This window comes from Lentzea flava, from assembly GCF_014648475.1.
In the GTDB taxonomy this organism is placed as follows: Bacteria; Actinomycetota; Actinomycetes; order Mycobacteriales; family Pseudonocardiaceae; genus Lentzea; species Lentzea flava.
Genome location: NZ_BMRE01000008.1, coordinates 60,938 through 80,246 on the forward strand (window position 1 = coordinate 60,938; position 19,309 = coordinate 80,246).

5 protein-coding genes and 2 pseudogenes are annotated in these 19,309 nt (G+C 71.5%); all 7 read left to right on the top strand.

Features of this window, described 5'->3' with window-relative positions; translation table 11 throughout:
- The first annotated feature begins 9 nt into the window (after positions 1-9).
- Positions 10-1,257, top strand: coding sequence for a hydroxymethylglutaryl-CoA synthase family protein (locus IEZ09_RS12745; RefSeq protein WP_189253861.1), 1,248 nt, complete (start codon positions 10-12; stop codon positions 1,255-1,257).
- Positions 1,254-1,988, top strand: coding sequence for an enoyl-CoA hydratase-related protein (locus tag IEZ09_RS12750; protein WP_189253862.1), 735 nt, complete (start codon positions 1,254-1,256; stop codon positions 1,986-1,988). The genes IEZ09_RS12745 and IEZ09_RS12750 overlap by 4 nt, the downstream gene beginning before the upstream one ends.
- The gene (locus IEZ09_RS12755; RefSeq protein ID WP_189253863.1) at positions 1,985-2,731 is read left to right on the top strand and encodes a polyketide synthase; all 747 of its coding nucleotides are present in this window, start codon (positions 1,985-1,987) and stop codon (positions 2,729-2,731) included. Before IEZ09_RS12750 ends, IEZ09_RS12755 begins: the two co-directional genes overlap by 4 nt.
- Entirely contained in the window at positions 2,728-8,031 is a 5,304-nt protein-coding gene (locus tag IEZ09_RS12760) for an SDR family NAD(P)-dependent oxidoreductase (RefSeq protein WP_189253864.1), read from the top strand. Before IEZ09_RS12755 ends, IEZ09_RS12760 begins: the two co-directional genes overlap by 4 nt.
- Before the next feature lie 5 nt (positions 8,032-8,036).
- Entirely contained in the window at positions 8,037-15,146 is a 7,110-nt protein-coding gene (locus IEZ09_RS12765; RefSeq protein WP_189253865.1) for a non-ribosomal peptide synthetase, read from the top strand.
- Positions 15,143-18,127 (top strand): annotated as a pseudogene (locus IEZ09_RS48235) (non-ribosomal peptide synthetase); the annotation flags it as partial. The gene IEZ09_RS12765 and the pseudogene IEZ09_RS48235, both read left to right, overlap by 4 nt.
- Positions 18,128-18,343: 216 nt before the next feature.
- A pseudogene (locus tag IEZ09_RS48240) lies at positions 18,344-19,273 on the top strand (condensation domain-containing protein); the annotation flags it as partial.
- Between the last annotated feature and the right edge of the window lie 36 nt (positions 19,274-19,309).

Below are 19,309 nucleotides of genomic sequence, written 5' to 3' on the forward strand. Positions count from 1 at the left end.
GCACGCAACATGAAGCAGGTCGGCATCGAGGCCATCAACGCCTACTGCGGCGAGACGTTCGTCGACGTCCCCACGCTGTTCCACGCGCGGGGCCTGGACGCCAGCCGCCTCGACAACCTCATGATGAACCGCAAGAGCGTGGCGCTGCACTGCGAGGACGCGGTCTCGTTCGCGGTCAACGCGGCCAAACCGATCGTCGACGCGCTGACCGACTCCGAACGCGAGTCCATCGAGCTGCTCATCGTCGGCACCGAGTCCGGAGTGGACTTCGGCAAGTCGCTCGCCACCTACGTGCACGACCACCTGGGCCTGAGCCGCGCCTGCCGGCTCTTCGAGACCAAGCAGGCCTGCTACAGCGGCACGGCAGCGATGCAGATGGCGGCCTCGGTCGTGGCGGCGAGCCCGCGCGAGGGCACCAAGGCGCTGGTGATCTCCAGCGACGTGGCCCGCCCGGTGCCGCACACCTACGTCGAGCCGAGCCAGGGCGCGGGCGCGATGGCGATGCTGATCAGCGACACGCCGGTCGTGGCCGAGTTCGACTGGGGTGCCAACGGTTTCCACAGCTACGAGGTGATGGACACGTGCCGCCCGACGCCGGAGGCCGAGGCCGGTGACGTCGACCTGTCGCTGCTGACCTACATCGACTGCCTGCGCGGCTCCTTCACCGACTACGCGAGCAAGGTCGAGGGCGCCGACATCGTCGACTCGTTCGACCTGCTGGCGATGCACACGCCGTTCCCCGGCATGGTGAAGGGCGCGCACCGGACCGTGTTGCGCCGCTTGAAGAAGATGTCACCCGCGGACCTGGAGGCCGACTTCACGCGCAGGCTCGGCCCGGCGATCATGTTCCCGCGCGAGGTCGGCAACATCTACGCGGGCACGGTGTTCCTCGCGCTGGCCAGCACCGTCGCGAACGCCCGCATCGACCGCGAGCTGCGCGTCGGCGTGTTCTCCTACGGATCCGGTGCCGCCTCCGAGTTCTACAGCGTGGTCGTCTCGCCGGAGTCGCAGCGGGCGGTGCGCGCCATGAACATCGGCGGCGCGCTGGCCGACCGCTACCAGCTGGCGATGGAGGAGTACGACGAGCTGCTCGTCGCCACGGCCGAGCTGAAGTTCGGCACGCCCGACTTCGCCTTCGACCTCGACCGCTTCCCGCAGATCGTCAAGACCCAGCTCGCGAACCGGTCGCGGCTGGTGCTGTCCGACGTCCGCGGCCACCACCGCGAGTACGTGTGGCTGGGCGGTGACCAGCGATGACTCTCGTGCAACGCGGTGGCGGGCACGTCCGGGTGATCCTGGACCGGCCCGCGCGCCGCAACTCCATCGACGACGAGCTGCTGGGCGAGCTGTCCGCCGCGTTGACGGCGGCCGAGGCCGCTCCCGACTGCCGGGTGTTCGTGATCTCCGCGCTGGGTGAGGACTTCTGCGCGGGCATGGACCTCTCCGCCTCGCACGAGGACCACGCCGGGGAGGACGAGCTGCCGTACTGGACGTTGCTGCGGCGGCTCGCTTCCAGCTCGCTGGTCACGGTGTCCCTTGTGGACGGAGCGGCGACGGCGGGCGGTGTCGGGCTGGCCGCGGCGTGCGACGTCGTGCTGGCTGGTGCGCGGGCGACGTTCCGGCTGACCGAGGCGTTGTTCGGGCTGGTGCCCGCGATGGCGCTGCCGTTCGTGGCGCGGCGGACGGGCGAGCAGCAGGCGTTCACGGCGACGTTGCTGGCCACCGAGTTCGACGCCGCGGAGGCGGTGCGGATCGGTCTCGCCGACCGGTCCGGGGACAGCGCCGAGCAGTTGCTGCGGCCGTTGCTGGTGAGCCTGCGCCGGATCGACCGGGGCACGGTGAGCGCCCTGAAGTCGTACCGCAGCTCGGTTTTCGGCTGGCCCGAGGACCTCGGCGCGGTGGCGGCCGGAGCGTTCCTCGACCGGCTCGCGGCTCCCGGCGTCCGTGAGCGGATGTCGGGGCTGAAGAACGCGCTGGTGGCGTCATGAGCGTGGTGGGGCTCGACTTCGAGGGGCCGGTCGCCGTCGTCACGATGGCCGACGAGGCTCGCCGCAACACGTTCGGCCCGGAGCTGTCGTCCGGCCTGGTGTCCGCCGTGGACCGCGCGGTCGCCGACCCGCGCACCCGCGTGCTGCTCGTCGAGGGCATGCCGGAACTGTTCTGCGCGGGCGGGTCGCAGCACGAGCTGCTGAACTTCGCGCAGGGCAAGGGAACGTTCGACACCGACGACTTCTTCCGCGTGTTCGCCCGCTGCCCGCTGCCGGTCGTGGCGGCCGCGCAGGGACACGCGATCGGCGGCGGCCTGGTGCTCGCGCTGTACGCGGACATGCAGGTGCTGTCGGAGCGTTCGGTCTACGCGGCGAACTTCATGCGGTACGGCTTCACACCGGGGATGGGCGCCACGCACCTGCTGCCCGCCAAGTTCGGGCCGGTGCTCGGCACGGAAATGCTGTACAGCGGCCGCAACTACCGGGGCGCCGAGCTGCGCGAGCGCGGTGTGCCCGCGCGGGTGGTGCGGCACGCGGACGTGCCCGCCGTCGCGCGTGAGCTGGCGGCGACCGTCGCCCAGGCGCCGCGGGCATCGCTGGAGCTGCTGAAGAAGGAACTGGCCGCGCCGCTGATCGAGCGCACGGATCCGGTGATCGCCAGGGAGGTCGAGATGCACAGCGTCTCGTTCCACCTGCCCGAGGTCACCGAGCGGATCACCGCTGCCTACGGGGGTGCCCGATGACGCGAGGGAACATGGACGCACGAGAGATCTTGACGAGGGTCGGCGCCGGTGAGCTCGACCTGGCGGCCGCGTCGGCGCAGCTGCGGGCACTTGAGACGGTCGAGGAATCGGTCGAGGGGCGGGTCGGGGAACCTGCCGCGGTGCGTGGACCGGCTGCGGGGTCGGCTGCGGTGCGCCGACCGGCCGGGGAACCAGCCGCGGTGCGTGAACCGGCTGCCGTGCGCGATCCCGCTGCGGGGCTGGCCGCGATGCGCGAACCGGCCGCAGAACCAGCCGCAGAACCAGCCGCCGTGCGCGAACCGATCGCCGTGATCGGCCTGTCCGCACGCTTCCCCGGTGCCGAGAACGCCGACGAGTTCTGGAAACTGCTGCTCGACGGTACCGACCTCGTCACCGAGGTGCCCGCCGACCGCTGGACCGGCTTCTACAACTCCGATCCCGCCGCGGTCGGTGGCACCGTCTCGAAGTGGGGCGCGTTCATCGAGGACGCGACCGCGTTCGACGCCGACTTCTTCCGCATGACGCCCCGCGAGGCCGAGCTGACCGACCCGCAGGCCCGGCTGTTCCTCCAGGAGTCCTGGCGTGCCCTGGAGAACGCGGGGCTGCCACCGGAGTCGTTGGCCGGGGCACGGTGTGGCGTCTACGCGGGCGTGATGCTCAACGACTACCTGAACCGGATCGAACGCGACAGCGAGCACTCCCGGTTGCCACAGGTGATGCAGGGCAACTCGAACTCGATGCTCGCCGCCCGGCTGGCCTACGAGCTGGACCTGCGCGGACCCACGGCGACCGTCGACACCGCGTGCTCGTCGTCGTTGGTGGCGCTGCACCTGGCGTGCCAGTCGCTGTGGCTGGGCGAGGCCGATCTGATGGTCGCCGGCGGGGTCACGCTCTACCTGACCGAGCTGCCGTACGTGTTCATGAGCGGCGCGGGAATGCTGTCGCCGACCGGGCGTGAGCGGGCGTTCGACGCCGGTGCGGACGGAATCGTGCCCGGTGAGGGTTGTGCGGTCGTGGTGCTGAAGCCGTTGTCGCGTGCCCTGGCCGACGGTGACCCCGTGCACGCGGTGATTCGCGCGACCGGAATCAACTCCGACGGGCGCACCAACGGGATCACGGCGCCTAGCGGTCGGTCGCAGGCCGCGCTGATCTCGGAGACGTATGAGCGGTTCGGCATCGAGCCGGCTTCGGTCGACTACGTCGAGTGCCACGGCACCGGAACGCCGTTGGGCGACCCGATCGAGGTCGGGGCGTTGAACGAGGTCTTCGGACCGGCCGGGCTGCCTGCCGGGAGCGTGCCGATCGGGTCGGTGAAGACCAACGTCGGGCACACCTCCGCCGCGGCGGGGCTGGCCGGGCTGGTCAAGGCGATCGGGGTCGTGAACAGCGGTGAGGTGCCGCCGACGCTGCACCAGGCCCAGCCCAACCCTGCGGTGCCGCTGGCCGAGGGGCCGTTCGCGGTGGCCTCGCAGCGGACGACGCTGGCGCCGGTGTCCCGGCCGCGCCGGGCGGCGGTGAGCGCGTTCGGGTTCAGCGGGACCAACGCGCACGTCGTGGTCGAGCAGGCTCCTGCTCGCCGTCCGTCCACACCGGACGGACCTGTGGTGATCACGTTGTCGGCGAAGCGTCCGGAAGGGCTGGTCGCCGCGCGGCGGGAGCTGCGGAGTTGGCTGGCCGGGCCCGGAGCGGGGGCTTCCGTCGCGGACGTCGCCCACACCCTCGCTGTGGCACGGACGCATCACGAGTGCCGGGCCGCGTTCATCGTTCGTGATCGGGCGGCGTTGCTGGTGGCGCTGGCGGGGGAGCCGGAGCTGTCGGGGCCGCCGGTCCTCGTGGCGCTGGCTGAGGCCTACCTGCGCGGGGAGGACGTCGACTGGGCTTCGGTCTATCCGCCCGAGCGGCACCTGCGGCTCGCGTTGCCCGGTTATCCGTTCGCCAAGGACCGCCACGACGTCGCCAGGCCCGAAGGGTCGGTGGACTACTGGCGCCCGGTGCGCTCGGTCGGTGCCGCGAGCGGCGACGGGGTTGTCGTGCGGTTCGACTCGCCGTCGCACGAGGCGATCGTCGACGGGTTCCTGGAGGTGCGGTCGGCGTTGGCCGCAGGCTCCGCCGTGGTGGTGGAGGCCGGTGACTCGGCGCTCGTGGCGGGTGCCGAGGCGTTCGTCCGGTCGGTGCGCCAGGAGAATCCGCGCGCCACGATCTCGGCCTCCTGCGTGACGACCGCTGAGCCGCTGAGCCTGTCCTCTGTGGACGGATCGAGCTTCCGGCGTGGTGGCGTGTACCTGATCACCGGTGGGATGGGCGGCATCGGGCTGGCGCTCGCTCACCATCTCGTGAACCGGTACGGCGCCAAGGTCGTGGTCTGCGGCCGGTCTGCGCACTCGTCGCCCGGCGACGGCATCCGTTACGTGCAGGCCGATGTGGCCTCTCGCAAGGACGTTGATGCGTTGGTGCGCGGGGTGTTGGACACCGAAGGCGCGTTGCACGGTGTGCTGCACGCCGCCGGGGTGGTGCGGGACGCGTTCCTGGGCCGCAAGCAGCCAGAGGACCTGGCCGCTGTGCTCGCGCCGAAGGTCGACGGGGTGCGGGCGCTGGACGCGGCGACCGCTGACCTGCCGCTGGACTTCTTCGTGTTGTTCTCGTCGGTTGCGGCGTTGACCGGCAACCTCGGACAGACCGACTACGCGTTCGGCAACGGTTACCTGGACGGGTTCGCCGTCGAACGGTCCGCGCGTGTCTCGCGGGGCGAGCGGTCGGGCCGGACGCTGTCCGTCGACTGGCCGTTGTGGTCCGGCGGCGGGATGTCGGTGCCGGAGCCGGTGCGGGTGATCGTCGAGCAGCAGGTCGGGATGGTTCCGCTGCCGGTGCCGCTCGGGCTGGACGCGCTGGAGCGGCTGCTGGCCGCGCCGGAGTCCGAGACCGGGCCTGTGGTGTCGGTGTTCCACGGGGACAAGGACAAGTGGCGTGCGCATCTGCGGGAGCACGGCCTGATCGGTGAGCGGCCTGCCGAGCGTCCGGTCGTGCGTGCGCCCGAGGTGGCGCAGAAGGTGATCGACGCGTTCGTGGCCGCGCTCGGGAAGCCGTCGCACGAGTTCGGGATGGGCACGACGATCGAGTCGCTCGCGCTGGACTCGTTGATGATCCGCACGGTGGTGGCGCAGCTCAGCAGGGACGTGGCGCCGCTCGGGCCCGAGGTGATCTACGGCGTTCGGGATCTCGGTGAGCTGGTCGCGCACCTGTCCGCGCCGGCGGAGGCTCCGGCGCCGGTCTCCAGGACCGAGCAGGCCCACGACCGCTTCGCGATCGTCGGGCTGGCCGGGCGGTATCCGGGCGCGCCCGACCTGGACGCGTTCTGGCGCAACCTGATCGGCGGCGTCGACACCGTCGGCGACCTGCCCGCCGACCGGTTCGGCCCGTCCGACGCGCGCGGGCACTTCCTCAGCGGGATCGACCGGTTCGACCCGGAGTTCTTCGGCTTGTCCGCGCACGACGCCGCGCTCATCGATCCGCAGGAACGGTTGTTCCTGGAGGTCGCGTGGGAAGCGTTGGAGGACGCGGGTTATGCGGGTGACCGGCTGAACAACCTCGTGGCGCCGGACGGTCAACGACGCGGCGTCGGCGTGTTCGTCGGCATCACGTCCAGCGACTACCAGCTCCTCGGCGCCGAGGAGTGGGCGCGCGGCAGCCGCACGATGCCGACCGGTCACTACTGGAGCCTCGCGAACCGGGTCTCGTACCTGTTCGACCTGCACGGCCCGTCGCAGCCGGTCGACACCGCCTGCTCGTCGTCGCTCGTGGCGCTGCACCAGGCGTGCGAGAGCATCCGGCGCGGCGAGTGCGCGGCGGCGCTGGTCGGCGGCGTGAACCTGTACCTGCACCCGTCGCGGTTCCGGATGCTGCGGCAGTCCGGTTTCCTCGCCGAGGACGGCAGGTGCCGCAGCTTCGGCGCGGGCGGTGCCGGTTTCGGGCCGGGCGAGGGCGCGGGCGCTGTGCTGGTGAAGCCTCTCGCGGACGCCATCGCCGACGGTGACGTCATCCACGGCGTGGTGCTCGGCAGTGCGGTCTCGCACGGCGGCCGCACCAACGGCTACACCGCGCCGAGCCCTGCTGCCCAGGCCCGTGTGCTGCGGCAGGCGTTGCAGAGCGCGGACATCGACCCCGCGACGATCACCGTGGTCGAAGCCCACGGCACGGGCACCGAGCTCGGCGACCCGGTGGAACTGGCCGGCCTGACGCAGACCTACGGCACCGGCCCGCGCTGCTCGCTCGGCTCGGTGAAGTCGGCGATCGGCCACGGCGAGTCGGCCGCGGGCATCGCGGCACTGACGAAGGTGTTGCTGCAACTGCGACACCGCACGCTCGTCCCGACCCTGCACGCCGATCCGGTCAATCCCAACCTCGACCTGGCGTCCACTCGCTTCGCGCTCCAGCAGGCCGCGGAGCCGTGGCCTTCGGACGGACCGCGCAGGGCGGGCATCAGCTCGTTCGGCGCGGGTGGCGTCAACGCGCACGTGATCGTCGAGGAGTACGTCCGGCCGGACGTGGTGGCGGAACCGCCGGGACCGCAGCTGTTCGTGGTCTCCGGGCCGACACCGGACCACGCACGGGCTTCGGCTCGCCGCATCGCCGACTGGGTGCGCAACGACGAGGTCGACCTGGCGGCGGTCGCGGCCACCCTGCGCACCGGCCGGGCGGCGTTGCCCTGCCGGATCGCGGTGGTGGCCGGCGCGCGCGAAGAACTCGCGGAGCGGCTCAATGCCGCGCAGGTCAGCGATCTGCGCGAGGCGCGCGGGTCGCACGCGCTGGCCGGCGCGCCGGAGACGCGGGAGTTCCTGCAGAGGTTGTGGCACAACGGCAGGCTCGAGCAGCTCGCGCGGTTGTGGCTGGACGGGCTGGAGATCGAGTGGGAACGGGCGCAGCGGGTAGTGCCGGTGCCGCCGTCCGCACTGTTGAGCAGGCCGCTGTGGTTCACCGACCGCGAGGTGCCCATGCAGGCCGTCGGCGCTTCCGACCGCGAGCACGTGGTCGAGGAGCCTGTTCCGGTTGTGGTGCACCGGGAGGTTCTGCCCGAGGTACCCGTGCCGTCCGTGCTGGAGCGGCTCGTCGCACTGGCCGAGCCCAAGGCCGTCGGCACCTTCGACCGCGAGCGCGCCCTGCCCGAGCTGGGCGTCGACTCGATCAACCTGATGAACCTGCGCTTCGAGATCGAGGAGCAGTTCGGGATGTCGATCCCGCTGGCGGAGCTGGCCGAACGGCCGCTCGTCGAGCTGGCTGACCGCATCACGGCGCACCGGGGGTAGCTGCGATGACACACGAGAACTCGTTCCCGCTGACGGAGATCCAGGAGGCCTTCTACGTCGGCCGCCGGCTCGGTGCCGGGGTGGGGACGCAGGTGCAGTTGGAGTTCGAGGTCACCGATCTCGACGTGGCACGGCTGGAAGAGGCGTGGAACCGCCTGGTGCGCGACACCGAGATGCTGCGGGTCACGGTCGGCCAGGACGGGACGCAGTCCATCGCCGCCGAGGTGCCGCGGTACCGGGTCGGCGTCACCGACCTGAGCGCATCGGAAGATCCGGCAGGGGAGCTGGAACGGTTGCGGCACGGCACTTCCGGCGCCGGGTTCGACCCGAGCGTCTGGCCGTTGTTCGCGATCAGGGTCGCGCTGCTCGGCGGCGGACGCGCGAGGGTGTTCTTCGCCGTGGACGAGCTCGTCGCGGACGGGCCGAGCGTGTCGTTGTTGCTGCAGCAGTGGAACGCCGTCTACGACGGCGACACCAGCGTCACGGCGCCGGCGATCACGTTCCAGGACTACGTGAAGGCCACCGCGGTGCCGCCGCAGCGGCTGGAGAAGGCGCTGCAGTACTGGCGGGACAAGCTCTCGACGGCTCAGCTCGACCTGGCTGCTCCGTTCACCACGGACCCCGACGGCGACGACCGGGCGCGCCGGCGGCTCTCGGTGACGTTCGACGAAGCCGAGTGGACCGGCATCAAGCAGGTGGCGAGCGCGGCCAAGGCCACGCCGTCGGCGTTGCTGCTGGCGCTCTACACGGCCGCGCTCGGCGAGGCGAGGCCGGTGGTGCTCACCACGTACAACCGCACGCCGGTGCACGCGGACGTGGCGCGGCTCGTCGGGCCGTTCATCTCCACCGCGATCTTCCTGGCGCCCGAGGAGAAGGGGACGCTGGGCGAGCGCACGCACGCCGTGCAGAGCCAGCTCTGGAGCGACCTGGAGAACTCCGCGGTCAGCGGTGTGCGGGCACATCGCGAATGGGTGCGGCAGGACCGCGGCCGCACCGGGCGAGCGGTTCCGGTGGTGTTCACGAGCCTGCTCGGAAGTCTCACGCAGGGCGCGGGCGGCTGGGCGGCACGGGTCGACGACAGCTCCACCATCACGCACACGCCGGGTGTCCACATCGAACAGTGCGTGCAGCCCGGCAAGGACGGCGGGCTGGTGCTGTCGTGGGACATCGCGATCGGCGTGCTCGACGAGGCGCGGACCGAGCAGGCGTTCCGGCAGCTGGCCGACGTCCTGCGGAGGATCGCACGTGAGGGCGCTGCCACGCTCGAAGTCGCCACGCAGGCGTTGTTCGAGGACGAGGACGTCACCGGGCTGCCGTTGACCGAGGTGCAGTCGGCCTACCTCGTCGGCAGGGCCGGAGATCTGGCCGGCACCGCGGAAACCAGGGTGTACCAGGAGTTCCGGCTGCGCGGGCACGACGTCGACCGGCTCGAACAGGCCTGGCGGACGCTCACGAGCCACCACCCGGCGTTGCGCGGCACCGTGCAGCCGGACGGAACGCTCAGCATCCGCGCGCAGGTGCCGCCGTACGAGATCGTGCGGCACGACCTGACCGGGTGCAGCGTCGGCGAAACGGATCGCAGGCTCGCCGAAGTCGCGCAACGGATGCGTGACACGCCGTTCGGCCTCGGTGGTTTCCCGATGTACGCGCTGGAGGCGAGCCTGCTGCCCGGCGGCGACGTCGTGCTGCACGCCGCGCTGGACGCGCTGCTGGCCGACGCGCAGAGCTTCGCGTTGCTGTTCGGGCAGCTCTTCGCGTTGTCAGCGGGGAGGACCGACGTCCTCGGCAGCGAGGCCGGCGGGCTGGCCGAGTACCTGCGCGGCGTCGCGGCACGTTCGAACAGCGCGGAGGGCGAGGCGGCGGGAGCGCGGTGGGCCGGGAAGTTCGCGACGCTGCCGTCCGGGCCGCCGATCGCCGACAGCGGTGAACGGACGCATCGCCGGTTCGACATGGACTGGACGGCGTTGCGCAAGCGCGCGGAAGAGATCGGCGTGCCCGCGGACATGCTGCTGCTCACCGCCTACACCGACGCGTTGCGGGAGGAGTTCACCGAGCCGTTCACGACCGTCGTCGTGTCGTGGGACCGCCCGGCGGGCACCTCGCAGATCATCGGCGACTTCACCGGGCTCGCCTGGCTCGTCGTCGACGACACGCTGCCGACGCGGTTCGACGACCGTGCAAGGGAGATCTGGGCGCGCGTCAAAGCTGATCTGGAGTGCGGCGCGGCCCGCTCCGGACTCGGGCAGTTGCGGCAGCGGGTGTTCCGGTCCAAGGGCGCGCTGCGGTTGCCGCTGGTGTTCACGCGCGTGCCGGACGTGCCCGCCGATCTGCACAGCGACGCCGTCGAGATCAGGGTCAGCCAGTCGCAGACCGCGCAGGTCGGGCTGGACAACGTGCCGCTGCTGGTCGGCGACACCGTCGTCTGCCAGTGGGACGCGGCCGCCGACGCACTGCCGGCGAGCAGGCTCGACGAGCTCTTCGCGTCGTACGAGAACAGGCTGCGCTCGCTCGTCGGTGCTCCGAAGTGGACGATCACCGAGCACCTGGAGGAGAGCTTCGCGCGAAACGCGGCTCTGCCCGCGATCAGGTGGAACGGCGAGACGATCAGCTACGCGGAGCTCGACCGCCGCAGCGCGCAGCTGGCCCGGCACCTGATCCGGCACGGTTGCCAGGTGGGCGACCACGTCGCCGTGCACATGGACCGCTCGGCCGACCTGGTGGTGGCGCTGGTCGCGGTGGTGCGCGCGGGTGGCGTGTACGTGCCGGTCGACCCGGTGAACCCGGCTGACCGGGTCCGGTACCTCGTCGAGGACTCCGGGGCGCGGCTGATGATCGCGGACGGCGCGCGGGCCGAGGTCGCGGCGGGAGCGCACGTGATCTGCCCCGACCGTGATGCGGCGCTGCTCGCCGAGGAGGAGGCCACGGCGCCCGGCGTCGAGGTCACGCCGGACGACCCGATCTACATGATCTACACGTCCGGCTCGACCGGACTGCCCAAGGGCTGCCCGAACTCGCACCGCGGCGTGACGAACCGGCTGGTGTGGATGCAGAAGGCGTTCCCGCTGACCGCGGAAGACCGTGTGCTGCAGAAGACGCCGTACGGGTTCGACGTGTCGGCGTGGGAGTTCTTCTGGCCGCTCATGGTCGGTGCGTCGATCGTCGTCGCCCGGCCGGGCGGACACGTGGACACGAGCTACCTCGCCGGGCTGATCCGCGCCGAGTCGGTGACGATCACGCACTTCGTGCCGTCCGTGCTCGGGATGTTCCTGCGCGAGCCGTCGGCGAGCCGGTGCACCTCGCTGCGGTACGTCTTCGCGAGCGGGGAGGCGTTACCCCTCGGCACCATGAAGTCGTTCTTCGACGTGCTCGGCGGCAGTGAGCTGCACAACCTCTACGGCCCGACCGAGGCGGCCATCGACGTCACGCACTGGCCGTGCCGGAAGGACTGGGACGAGCCGACCGTTCCCATCGGACACGCGATCGACAACATCGGCATCCACATCGTCGACTCGTCGCTGCGGGAGGTGCCGCCCGGTGAGCAGGGCGAGATCTGCATCAGCGGATACGGCGTCGCGCTGGGCTACCACAACCGGCCGGAGCTGACCGCCGAACGGTTCGTCTCCACCCCGTACGCCACCAGGCTGTACCGGACCGGCGACCTCGGCATGGTCGCGCCGGACGGCGAGATCCGCTACCTCGGCCGCATCGACAACCAGTTCAAGCTGCGCGGCCTGCGCATCGAGCCGGAGGAGATCGAGGCGGCGCTGGTGTCGCGCGGTGGCCTCGCCGACGCGCGGGTGCTGCCGGTGACCGGTGAGGACGACGAGCCGAACCTGGCCGCTATCTGCGTCGCTTCCGGTGCGGCACCGTCGGTGTCGGCGCTCCGGCAGGCGCTCAAGGACGTGCTGCCGTCGTACATGGTGCCCAACCTCTACCGGTTCGTGGACGCGTTGCCGTTGACGCCCAACGGAAAGCTGGACCGCAAGGTCGCCACCTCGTTGTTCCGCACCGAGCCGGCGAGTGGCGATCTGCTCGCCACGGTGGCGGGCATCGTCGCCAGCGCGCTGAACGTCTCGGCGGTCGCGCCGGACGCGGACCTGTTCGACCTCGGCGCGACCTCGTTCACCGCCATCCGGATCGCGCAGGAGATCGAACGGGTCACGGGCGCGTCGGTGCCGGTCGACGCGTTGATCGACACGCCCACGGTCGCGGGACTTGTCGCGGTGCTGGGCGGCGTGGCCGCGCCGCGGGAGGAGCAGGGGTTCGACGCCGCGGTGATCGCGAAGGTCGCCGCCGAGCTGCTCGGCATCGAGGAGATCGGCCTGGACGCCGACCTGTTCGACCTGGGCGCCACGTCGTTCACGATGATCCGGCTGGCCCAGGCGCTGTCGGAACGGCACGGCGCGGACGTCCCGGTCGACGTGCTGATCGACAGCCCGACCCCGCGCGGCATCGCGGCCGGGCTCGGTGCGGCGCCGGAGAAGCAGCAGCCGAAGTCCGCGGACATCCGGATCGCGTTCGACCCGGAGGCCAAGAAAGCCTTCAAGGAAGCCAAGATCTCCGAACGCAGGATCGCGGACGACGTGCCGCGGCTCCCGCTCACCTCGCCGGCACCGCTCGACCTGTTCGACGCTTCCTCGTTCCGCGACTTCACCGCGGAACCGTTGCCCGCCAAGGCGTTGCTGGACCTGGTCGCGCTGACCGTGTCCGGCGAGGTCGACGGACGGGTGAAGCGGCGTTACCCGTCCGCGGGCGGCTTCTACCCGGTGCAGGTCTACGTGTACGTGCGCGACGACAGGGTGAGCGGGATCGACGGCGGCCTGTACTACGTGCACCCCGGCGAACGGACGCTCGTCCGCGTCGACTCCAGGTTCAGCGTGACCGAGCAGACCCAGGTCCAGCACAACCGCGCGCTCGTCGGCGGGGCGGCGTTCGCGATCTTCCTGGTGTCGACCCCTGCGGCCATCGCGCCCGCGTACGGCGAACGGCTCGCGGTCAAGTACTCCGGCCTGGAGGCGGGGCACATCTCGCAGCTGCTGATGACCGCCGCGCCCGCTCACGGCCTGGGCATGTGCCCGGTCGGCGAGATGGACTTCGGCAGCGTCCGCAGGCACTTCCAGCTCGACGACGACCAGGAGCTGCTGGTCTCGCTGTGGGGCGGCGCGCTCGGCACCGACGACACGCGGCGCCGCGCGGCCCTGACGTCAGGAGAGACCACACCCGAAGTCCGTGACACCGAACCGATCGCCGTGATCGGGTTCGCGGCCAAGCTGCCCGGCGCCGACTCGCTCGCCGAGCTCGACGCCCTGCTCGCCGACGGCGGCACGGCCATCGGGCCGGTGCCGCAGCAGCGCTGGAACCCGTTGCGCCTCAACGCGAAACGAGCCGGTGCCACGGTCGGTGGCTACCTCGACGACGTCACCTCCTACGAGGGCGACGAGTTCGGCATCACCGAGGCCGAGGCCGCCGCGATCGACCCGCAGGAACGACTCCTGCTGACCACCACCCGGTGGTGCCTCGAAGACGCCGGCGTCACGAAGGCACGGCTCGCCGGAAGTGGCCCGGTCGGTGTGTTCGTCGGCGCGATGTGGGCTGATCACGCGCTGTACGGCGTCACCAGCCGGGCAGGCGGCGAGGCGGGCACGCACGCGACTCGCGGCAGCCTCGCACACCGGATCTCGCACGCGTTCGACCTCACCGGGCCCAGTGTCGTGCTGGACAGCGGCTGCGTCTCCGGCCTCGCCGCGATCGACGCCGGGGTCAAGGCGATCCGCAGTGGACAGTGCACGAGCGCTGTCGCGGCCGCCAGCAACCTGGTGCTGCACCCCGACCACCTCGACGTGCTGTCCGAACTCGGGCTCGTCGCCGAGGAGACCGACTCGTGCGCCTTCACCGACCGCGCCAGCGGCTGGATCGTCGGTGAGGGCGTGGGCGCGGTGCTGCTCAAGCCGCTCTCGCAAGCGCTTGCCGACGGCGACCCGGTGCACGCGGTGATCCGCGGCGGCGCGGTGCGGCACTCGGGCACGACCCGGCAGTTCGGGCTGCCCAGCCGCAAGCGCCAGGAGGAGACCGTGCGGGCCGCGCTGGACGACGCGGGTGTGTCGCCGGACGCCGTCGGTTACGTCGAGGCCGCCGCCAGCGGTGCCGCGCTCGCGGACGCGCTGGAGGTCGCCGGGCTCGGCCACGTGTTCACCGAGCCCGTCGTGGTCGGGTCGGTCAAGCCCGCCGTCGGGCACCTCGAGGCGTCGTCGGTGTTCGCCCAGCTGGGCAAGGTGATCTGCCAGTTCCGCGCCGGCCGGATCCACCCGACGCGGCTCACGTCCGAACCCAACCCCAACGTGCTGAGCGTGCCGTCCGTCGAGCTGGCCCGCAGCGCGGTGGAGTGGCAGCCGCTCCCGGACGCCGACGGCGAGCTCAAGAAGCGCGCGCTGATCAACGGTTTCGCGGGCACCGGCTCGTACGGCTGCCTCGTGATCGAGGAACCGCCCGTGTTCACCCAGCCGCAGGACGACGAGGAGCACCTGCTGCCGTTGTCCGCCGACACCCCGGCGAACCTGGCGGCACTGGCCGAGTCGCTGGCCGGCGTCATCGACGACCTGCCGCTCGCGTCGGTCGTGCGGACGTTGCGCGAGGGCAGGGTCACGCGGGAGGAACGTGCCGTTGTCGTTGCCACGCGGGCGAACGCGGCGGAACGGCTGCGGCAGCTGTCCGAGGCCATCCGCGGCGGTGACCGCGTGGTCGGCGAGGCCTCGCCGCAGGCCCGCTGGTGGCTCGACGGCAACGAGGCCGACTGGCCGGTCGCACCCGGTGTCCGCCGGGTGTCGCTGCCGCCGACGCCGTTGCGGTTGCGCGGCAAGGCGGTCGCCGCACCCGAACCGGACGTGTCGGTCGCGCTCGACCGGCTGGTGCAGATCGTCCGCGCCGAGACCGGCATCGCCGAGACGTCGTTGCCGCCGGACGCCGACCTCCTCGCGCTGGGCGTGACGAGCAGGCAGCTGCAACGGATCGCGGCCCGCGTGACCGCCGCGGGTGGTGGGCATCTGCCGCTGGAAACGCTGTTCGAGACCGACAACATCGCCGACCTCGCCGTCGCCGCCTTCGGAGGTAACCAGTGACCGCGCTGCCGTTGTCGGAGGAGCAGCTCGGACTGCTGTACGTGCACCGAACCGAGCCCGATTCGGCGCGTTACAACGTGCCGATCGCGTTCGAGCTCGTCGGTGAGCTGGACGTGCCAGCGCTGGAACGGACGCTGGCGGCACTCGTGCGCCGCCACCCGGTGCTGACCGCGATCCCCGCGGATCTCACGATGGACGCGGACCCGCGGCGGACCGTTCCGTTGTCCGTGCGGGAGGTTCCCGGGCTGAGCGGGGACGAGGCCGTCGCGCTGCTGCACGCCGAGTCGGTCGCGCCGCTGGATATCGACACCACCGGAATGTCGCGCGCGGTCCTCATGACCGCCGCGCCGGACCGGCACTACCTGATGCTCGTGGTGCACCACGTCGTGCTCGACGGCGAGGCTTCCGGCGTCGTCGTCGCGGATCTGTGGCGGCACTACTCGGCCGAACGTTCCGGCACCTCGCTCGCGGAGGAGCCGACGGATCCGGACGTCTACGTCGTTCCCGCCGTCGACCAGGAGCCGCTGCGCGACTACTGGCGCGAGGTCGTCGAAGGCGGCTGCCTCGTGGAGCTGCCTTCCGACGGCGCGGGCGAACCGGGAACCGCCGACGTCGAGCTGGAGATCGACGCGGGACCGGTCAACGCGTTCGCGCGGCGCAACCGCGTCGGCGTGTTCGCGGTCCTGCTCGCGGCCTACCAGCGCACTCTTTCCCGGTACGCCCGGCAGGAACGCGTCGCGGTCGCGGTGCCGGTCAGCACCCGGCGTGATCCCCGGCTGGACGGCGTGGTCGGGTGCTTCGTCAACACCGTGCCGGTGCGGTCGCCGGAGAGCGCGGACCTGCTTCCGGCGGACTACGTGCGCGCGTCGCAGGCCGAACTCGCGCGGGCGATCGACAATGCCGCGCTGCCGTTCCCGCGCATCGCCGAACTCGCGGGGACCGGTGAGGTCTTCAACTGCGTGTTCACCTACCAGAGCTGGTACGACCGCGAGGCGTTCGGCGATCGCGTGCCCGGTCTGCGGATCCGGCTGCTGGAGGAGATCCACCAGCCCGTGGTGGGTGACCTGACGCTGGAGATGTTCGCCGACGGCTCGAAGCTGCGCGGCCGGCTCCGGTACGCCACCGATCAGCTCGCTCCCGAGACGATCGAGGCGTTCGCGGCACAGCTTGTATCCACAGTGGACTCGATGGTGGTCGCGGACGTCGCTGTCGGCGACCTGGCCGATGTGGCCGTGCGAAGGGACGACACGGCGCGCGAATTCGATCGCGAGGCTGATGTCGACCAGCTCCTCCGGGATGCGGCAGCGGAGTTCGCCGACCGGGTCGCGTTGCGCGAAGGCACCCGCGAATGGACCTACCGTCAGCTCGACGAGCAGGTTGCCGAGCTGGCTGCCGGACTGCGGGCGCGAGGGGTTCAGCCGGGCGACACGGTCGGGCTGTGGCTGCCGCGCAGTGCGGACCAGGTACTGGCCGTGCTGGCGGTGTTGCGGGCGGGCGGAATTTTCGTACCGCTCGATCCGGCTCATCCCGATCACCGGCTGGACGACATCGCGCGCAGGGCCGAGCTCGCTCTGGTGATCAGGCAGGAGTCCGATCGAGCCACACCCGCTGGCGTGCAAGGGGTTCAGCTCACCGATCTCGCCGGTCCGCCGATCGAGCCGGGCAACCGCGCGGATGAGCCCGCCTACGTGCTCTTCACGTCCGGCTCGACCGGTGTGCCGAAGGGCGTTGTCGTCGGGCACCGCGCGTTCGTCAACCACCTGGCCTGGAGCCGGCGCTACTTCGAGGTGACGCCGGACGACGTCATGGCGTTCTCCGGCACGCTCAGCTTCGACGTGACGCTTCACCAGCTGTTCGTACCGCTGGTGTGCGGGGCGCTGCTCGTCGTCGTGCCCGACGGCGAGCAGCGCGACCCCGACGTGATGGCGGAGACGTTGCGGCGCAACGGTGTCACGCTGCTGCACGTCGTGCCCGCGCTGCTGCGGCTGCTCGCCGACAGCCCGGCGTTCGGCCGCAACACAGCCCTGCGCGCCGTCGTGAGCGCGGGGGAGGCGCTGACCAACCACCTGCGCCGCGCGTGCCAGGAAGTCACGAAAGCCAAGCTCTACAACGCTTACGGCCCGACCGAGGCCACGGTGTACGCCACCGTGTTCGACGCCAGCGCGCCGTCGGGACGCTGGACCACCCAGGCCGACGTTCCGATCGGTGATCCGCTCGACAACATCCGCTGCCACGTCCTCGACGAACGCCTGCGACCCGTTCCGGCCGGTGCTCCCGGTGAGCTGTGCCTGGCAGGGGACGCGCTCGCGGACGGCTACCACGACGACCCCGAGCGCACCGCCGAGCAGTTCCGCGAGATCGAGCTGGACGGTGTGACCGAACGCATCTACCGCACCGGTGACCTGGTGCGGGAGCTGCCGTCCGGTGGGCTGTCGTACCTCGGGCGGCTCGACCACCAGGTGAAGCTCAACGGCTTCCGGGTGGAGCTGGGCGAGGTGGAGGCCGCGATGCTGGCCGCGCCCGGTGTGCGGGACGCGGTCGCGGTGGTGCGCCGCCACGATGACGGCCACGCGCAGCTGGTCGGGTACGTGACACCGTCCGATGTGGACGTCGACGCGGTGCGCGCGGTGATGGTGGACAGGGTGCCGCCGTACATGGTGCCGACGCACCTGGTGGCGTTGGCGGAGTTCCCGCGGCTGCCCAGCGGCAAGACGGACCGCAAGCAGCTGCCCGCACCGGCAACCACACCCGCACCCGCTCCGGTGCAACTCGTCCGCGCTCAGGCCGGCACCGCGGCCCTCGAAGTCGTGCGGGCCGCCTGGGCCGACGTGCTCGGCCGCGCCCCGGCGAGCGACCAGGAGCACTTCTTCACCGCGGGCGGCGACTCCATCCTCGCCATGCGGCTGGTGTCCGCGTTGCGCCGCAAGGGACTCAAGCTCGACGTCCGTGAACTCCACCGCAGCCCGGTCCTCGCCGACCTGGCCGCCACCCTGGGCACCGAGGTCGAGATCACCCCTGCCGAGGCACCGAAGTGGTCGCCGATCCAGGAGTGGTTCTTCGACACGGTCCGCACCGACCGGCACCACTGGAACCAGTCGGTGCTGCTGGAGCTGACCCGGCCGATCGACAGGCTGGTGCTGAGCCTGGCGGTCCAGTCACTGACCCTGGTTCACCCCGAACTGGGCGACCCGAAGCGCGTGTTCGACGCGGTCGAGTTCGCCTCCCAGGAGGAACGCGACCGCGCGATCACCGAGGTGCAGCGCTCACTCAGCCCCGACGACGGGGAACTCGTGCGCGCCCGCCTCCTCCACGACCCGGCGAGCGGCACGGACCTGCTGCTCCTCGTGGTCCACCACCTCGCGGTGGACGGGGTTTCCTGGCGCATCCTGCTGGAAGACCTCGACCTCGCCGTGGCCTCGCTCGAACAGGGCGAGCTGCCGCGGTTGCCGGAGGAAGGCCAGTCCTACCGGAACTGGCTCGCCGGGCTGGCCGCCGACGAGGCCACGGCCGCCTACTGGCGGTCGGTGGCCCGTCGGCGCCAGGCGATCGACGGACTCACCAGCACGTCCACCACCCTCGAAGCCGAAACCCGCCGCACCGAGACGATCCTCGGCGAGGACACCACCGCGAAGCTGCTCACCACGGACATGCCCGTGCACGACGTGCTGACCGGGCTCGTCGCGCTCGCGCTGGCCCGGTGGCGCGGCTGCGGCACCGTCACGTTCGACGTGGAGACCCACGGCAGGCAGACCGCGACCGGCGACGTCTCGCGCACGGTCGGCTGGTTCACCGCGCTGTACCCGGTGGTGCTCGGCGTCGACCGCACGGCGGAGCCCGCACAGCACCTCGCCGCCGTGCGCGAGGAACTCGCGGCGGTTCCCGATGGTGGCGTCGCCTTCGGGATCGTGCGTCCCGATCTGCCGAAAGCGCTGGTGTGCTTCAACTACCTCGGCCAGATCGACTCGACGGCGGCGGGGGAGCGGTTCACGGTCGTCGACGGCGCGGTGCCGGGCGAACGGTCTCCGCGCGCCGAACGCACGCACACCGTCGAGCTGTACGGCATCGTCCGCGACGGCAGGCTCCGGCTCGGCGCCACCTGGGCTCCCGCCGAGCACGACGGCGTCGACGAGCACGGCGTGGAAGCGTTGCTGGAACAGCTGACG

What these genes read in the sequence shown, in the direction of transcription:
- IEZ09_RS12745 (WP_189253861.1), top strand. Translation starts at nt 10, where the DNA reads ATGAAGCAGGTCGGCATCGAGGCCATCAACGCCTACTGCGGCGAGACG.
- IEZ09_RS12750 (WP_189253862.1), top strand. Translation starts at nt 1,254, where the DNA reads ATGACTCTCGTGCAACGCGGTGGCGGGCACGTCCGGGTGATCCTGGAC.
- IEZ09_RS12755 (WP_189253863.1), top strand. Translation starts at nt 1,985, where the DNA reads ATGAGCGTGGTGGGGCTCGACTTCGAGGGGCCGGTCGCCGTCGTCACG.
- IEZ09_RS12760 (WP_189253864.1), top strand. Translation starts at nt 2,728, where the DNA reads ATGACGCGAGGGAACATGGACGCACGAGAGATCTTGACGAGGGTCGGC.
- IEZ09_RS12765 (WP_189253865.1), top strand. Translation starts at nt 8,037, where the DNA reads ATGACACACGAGAACTCGTTCCCGCTGACGGAGATCCAGGAGGCCTTC.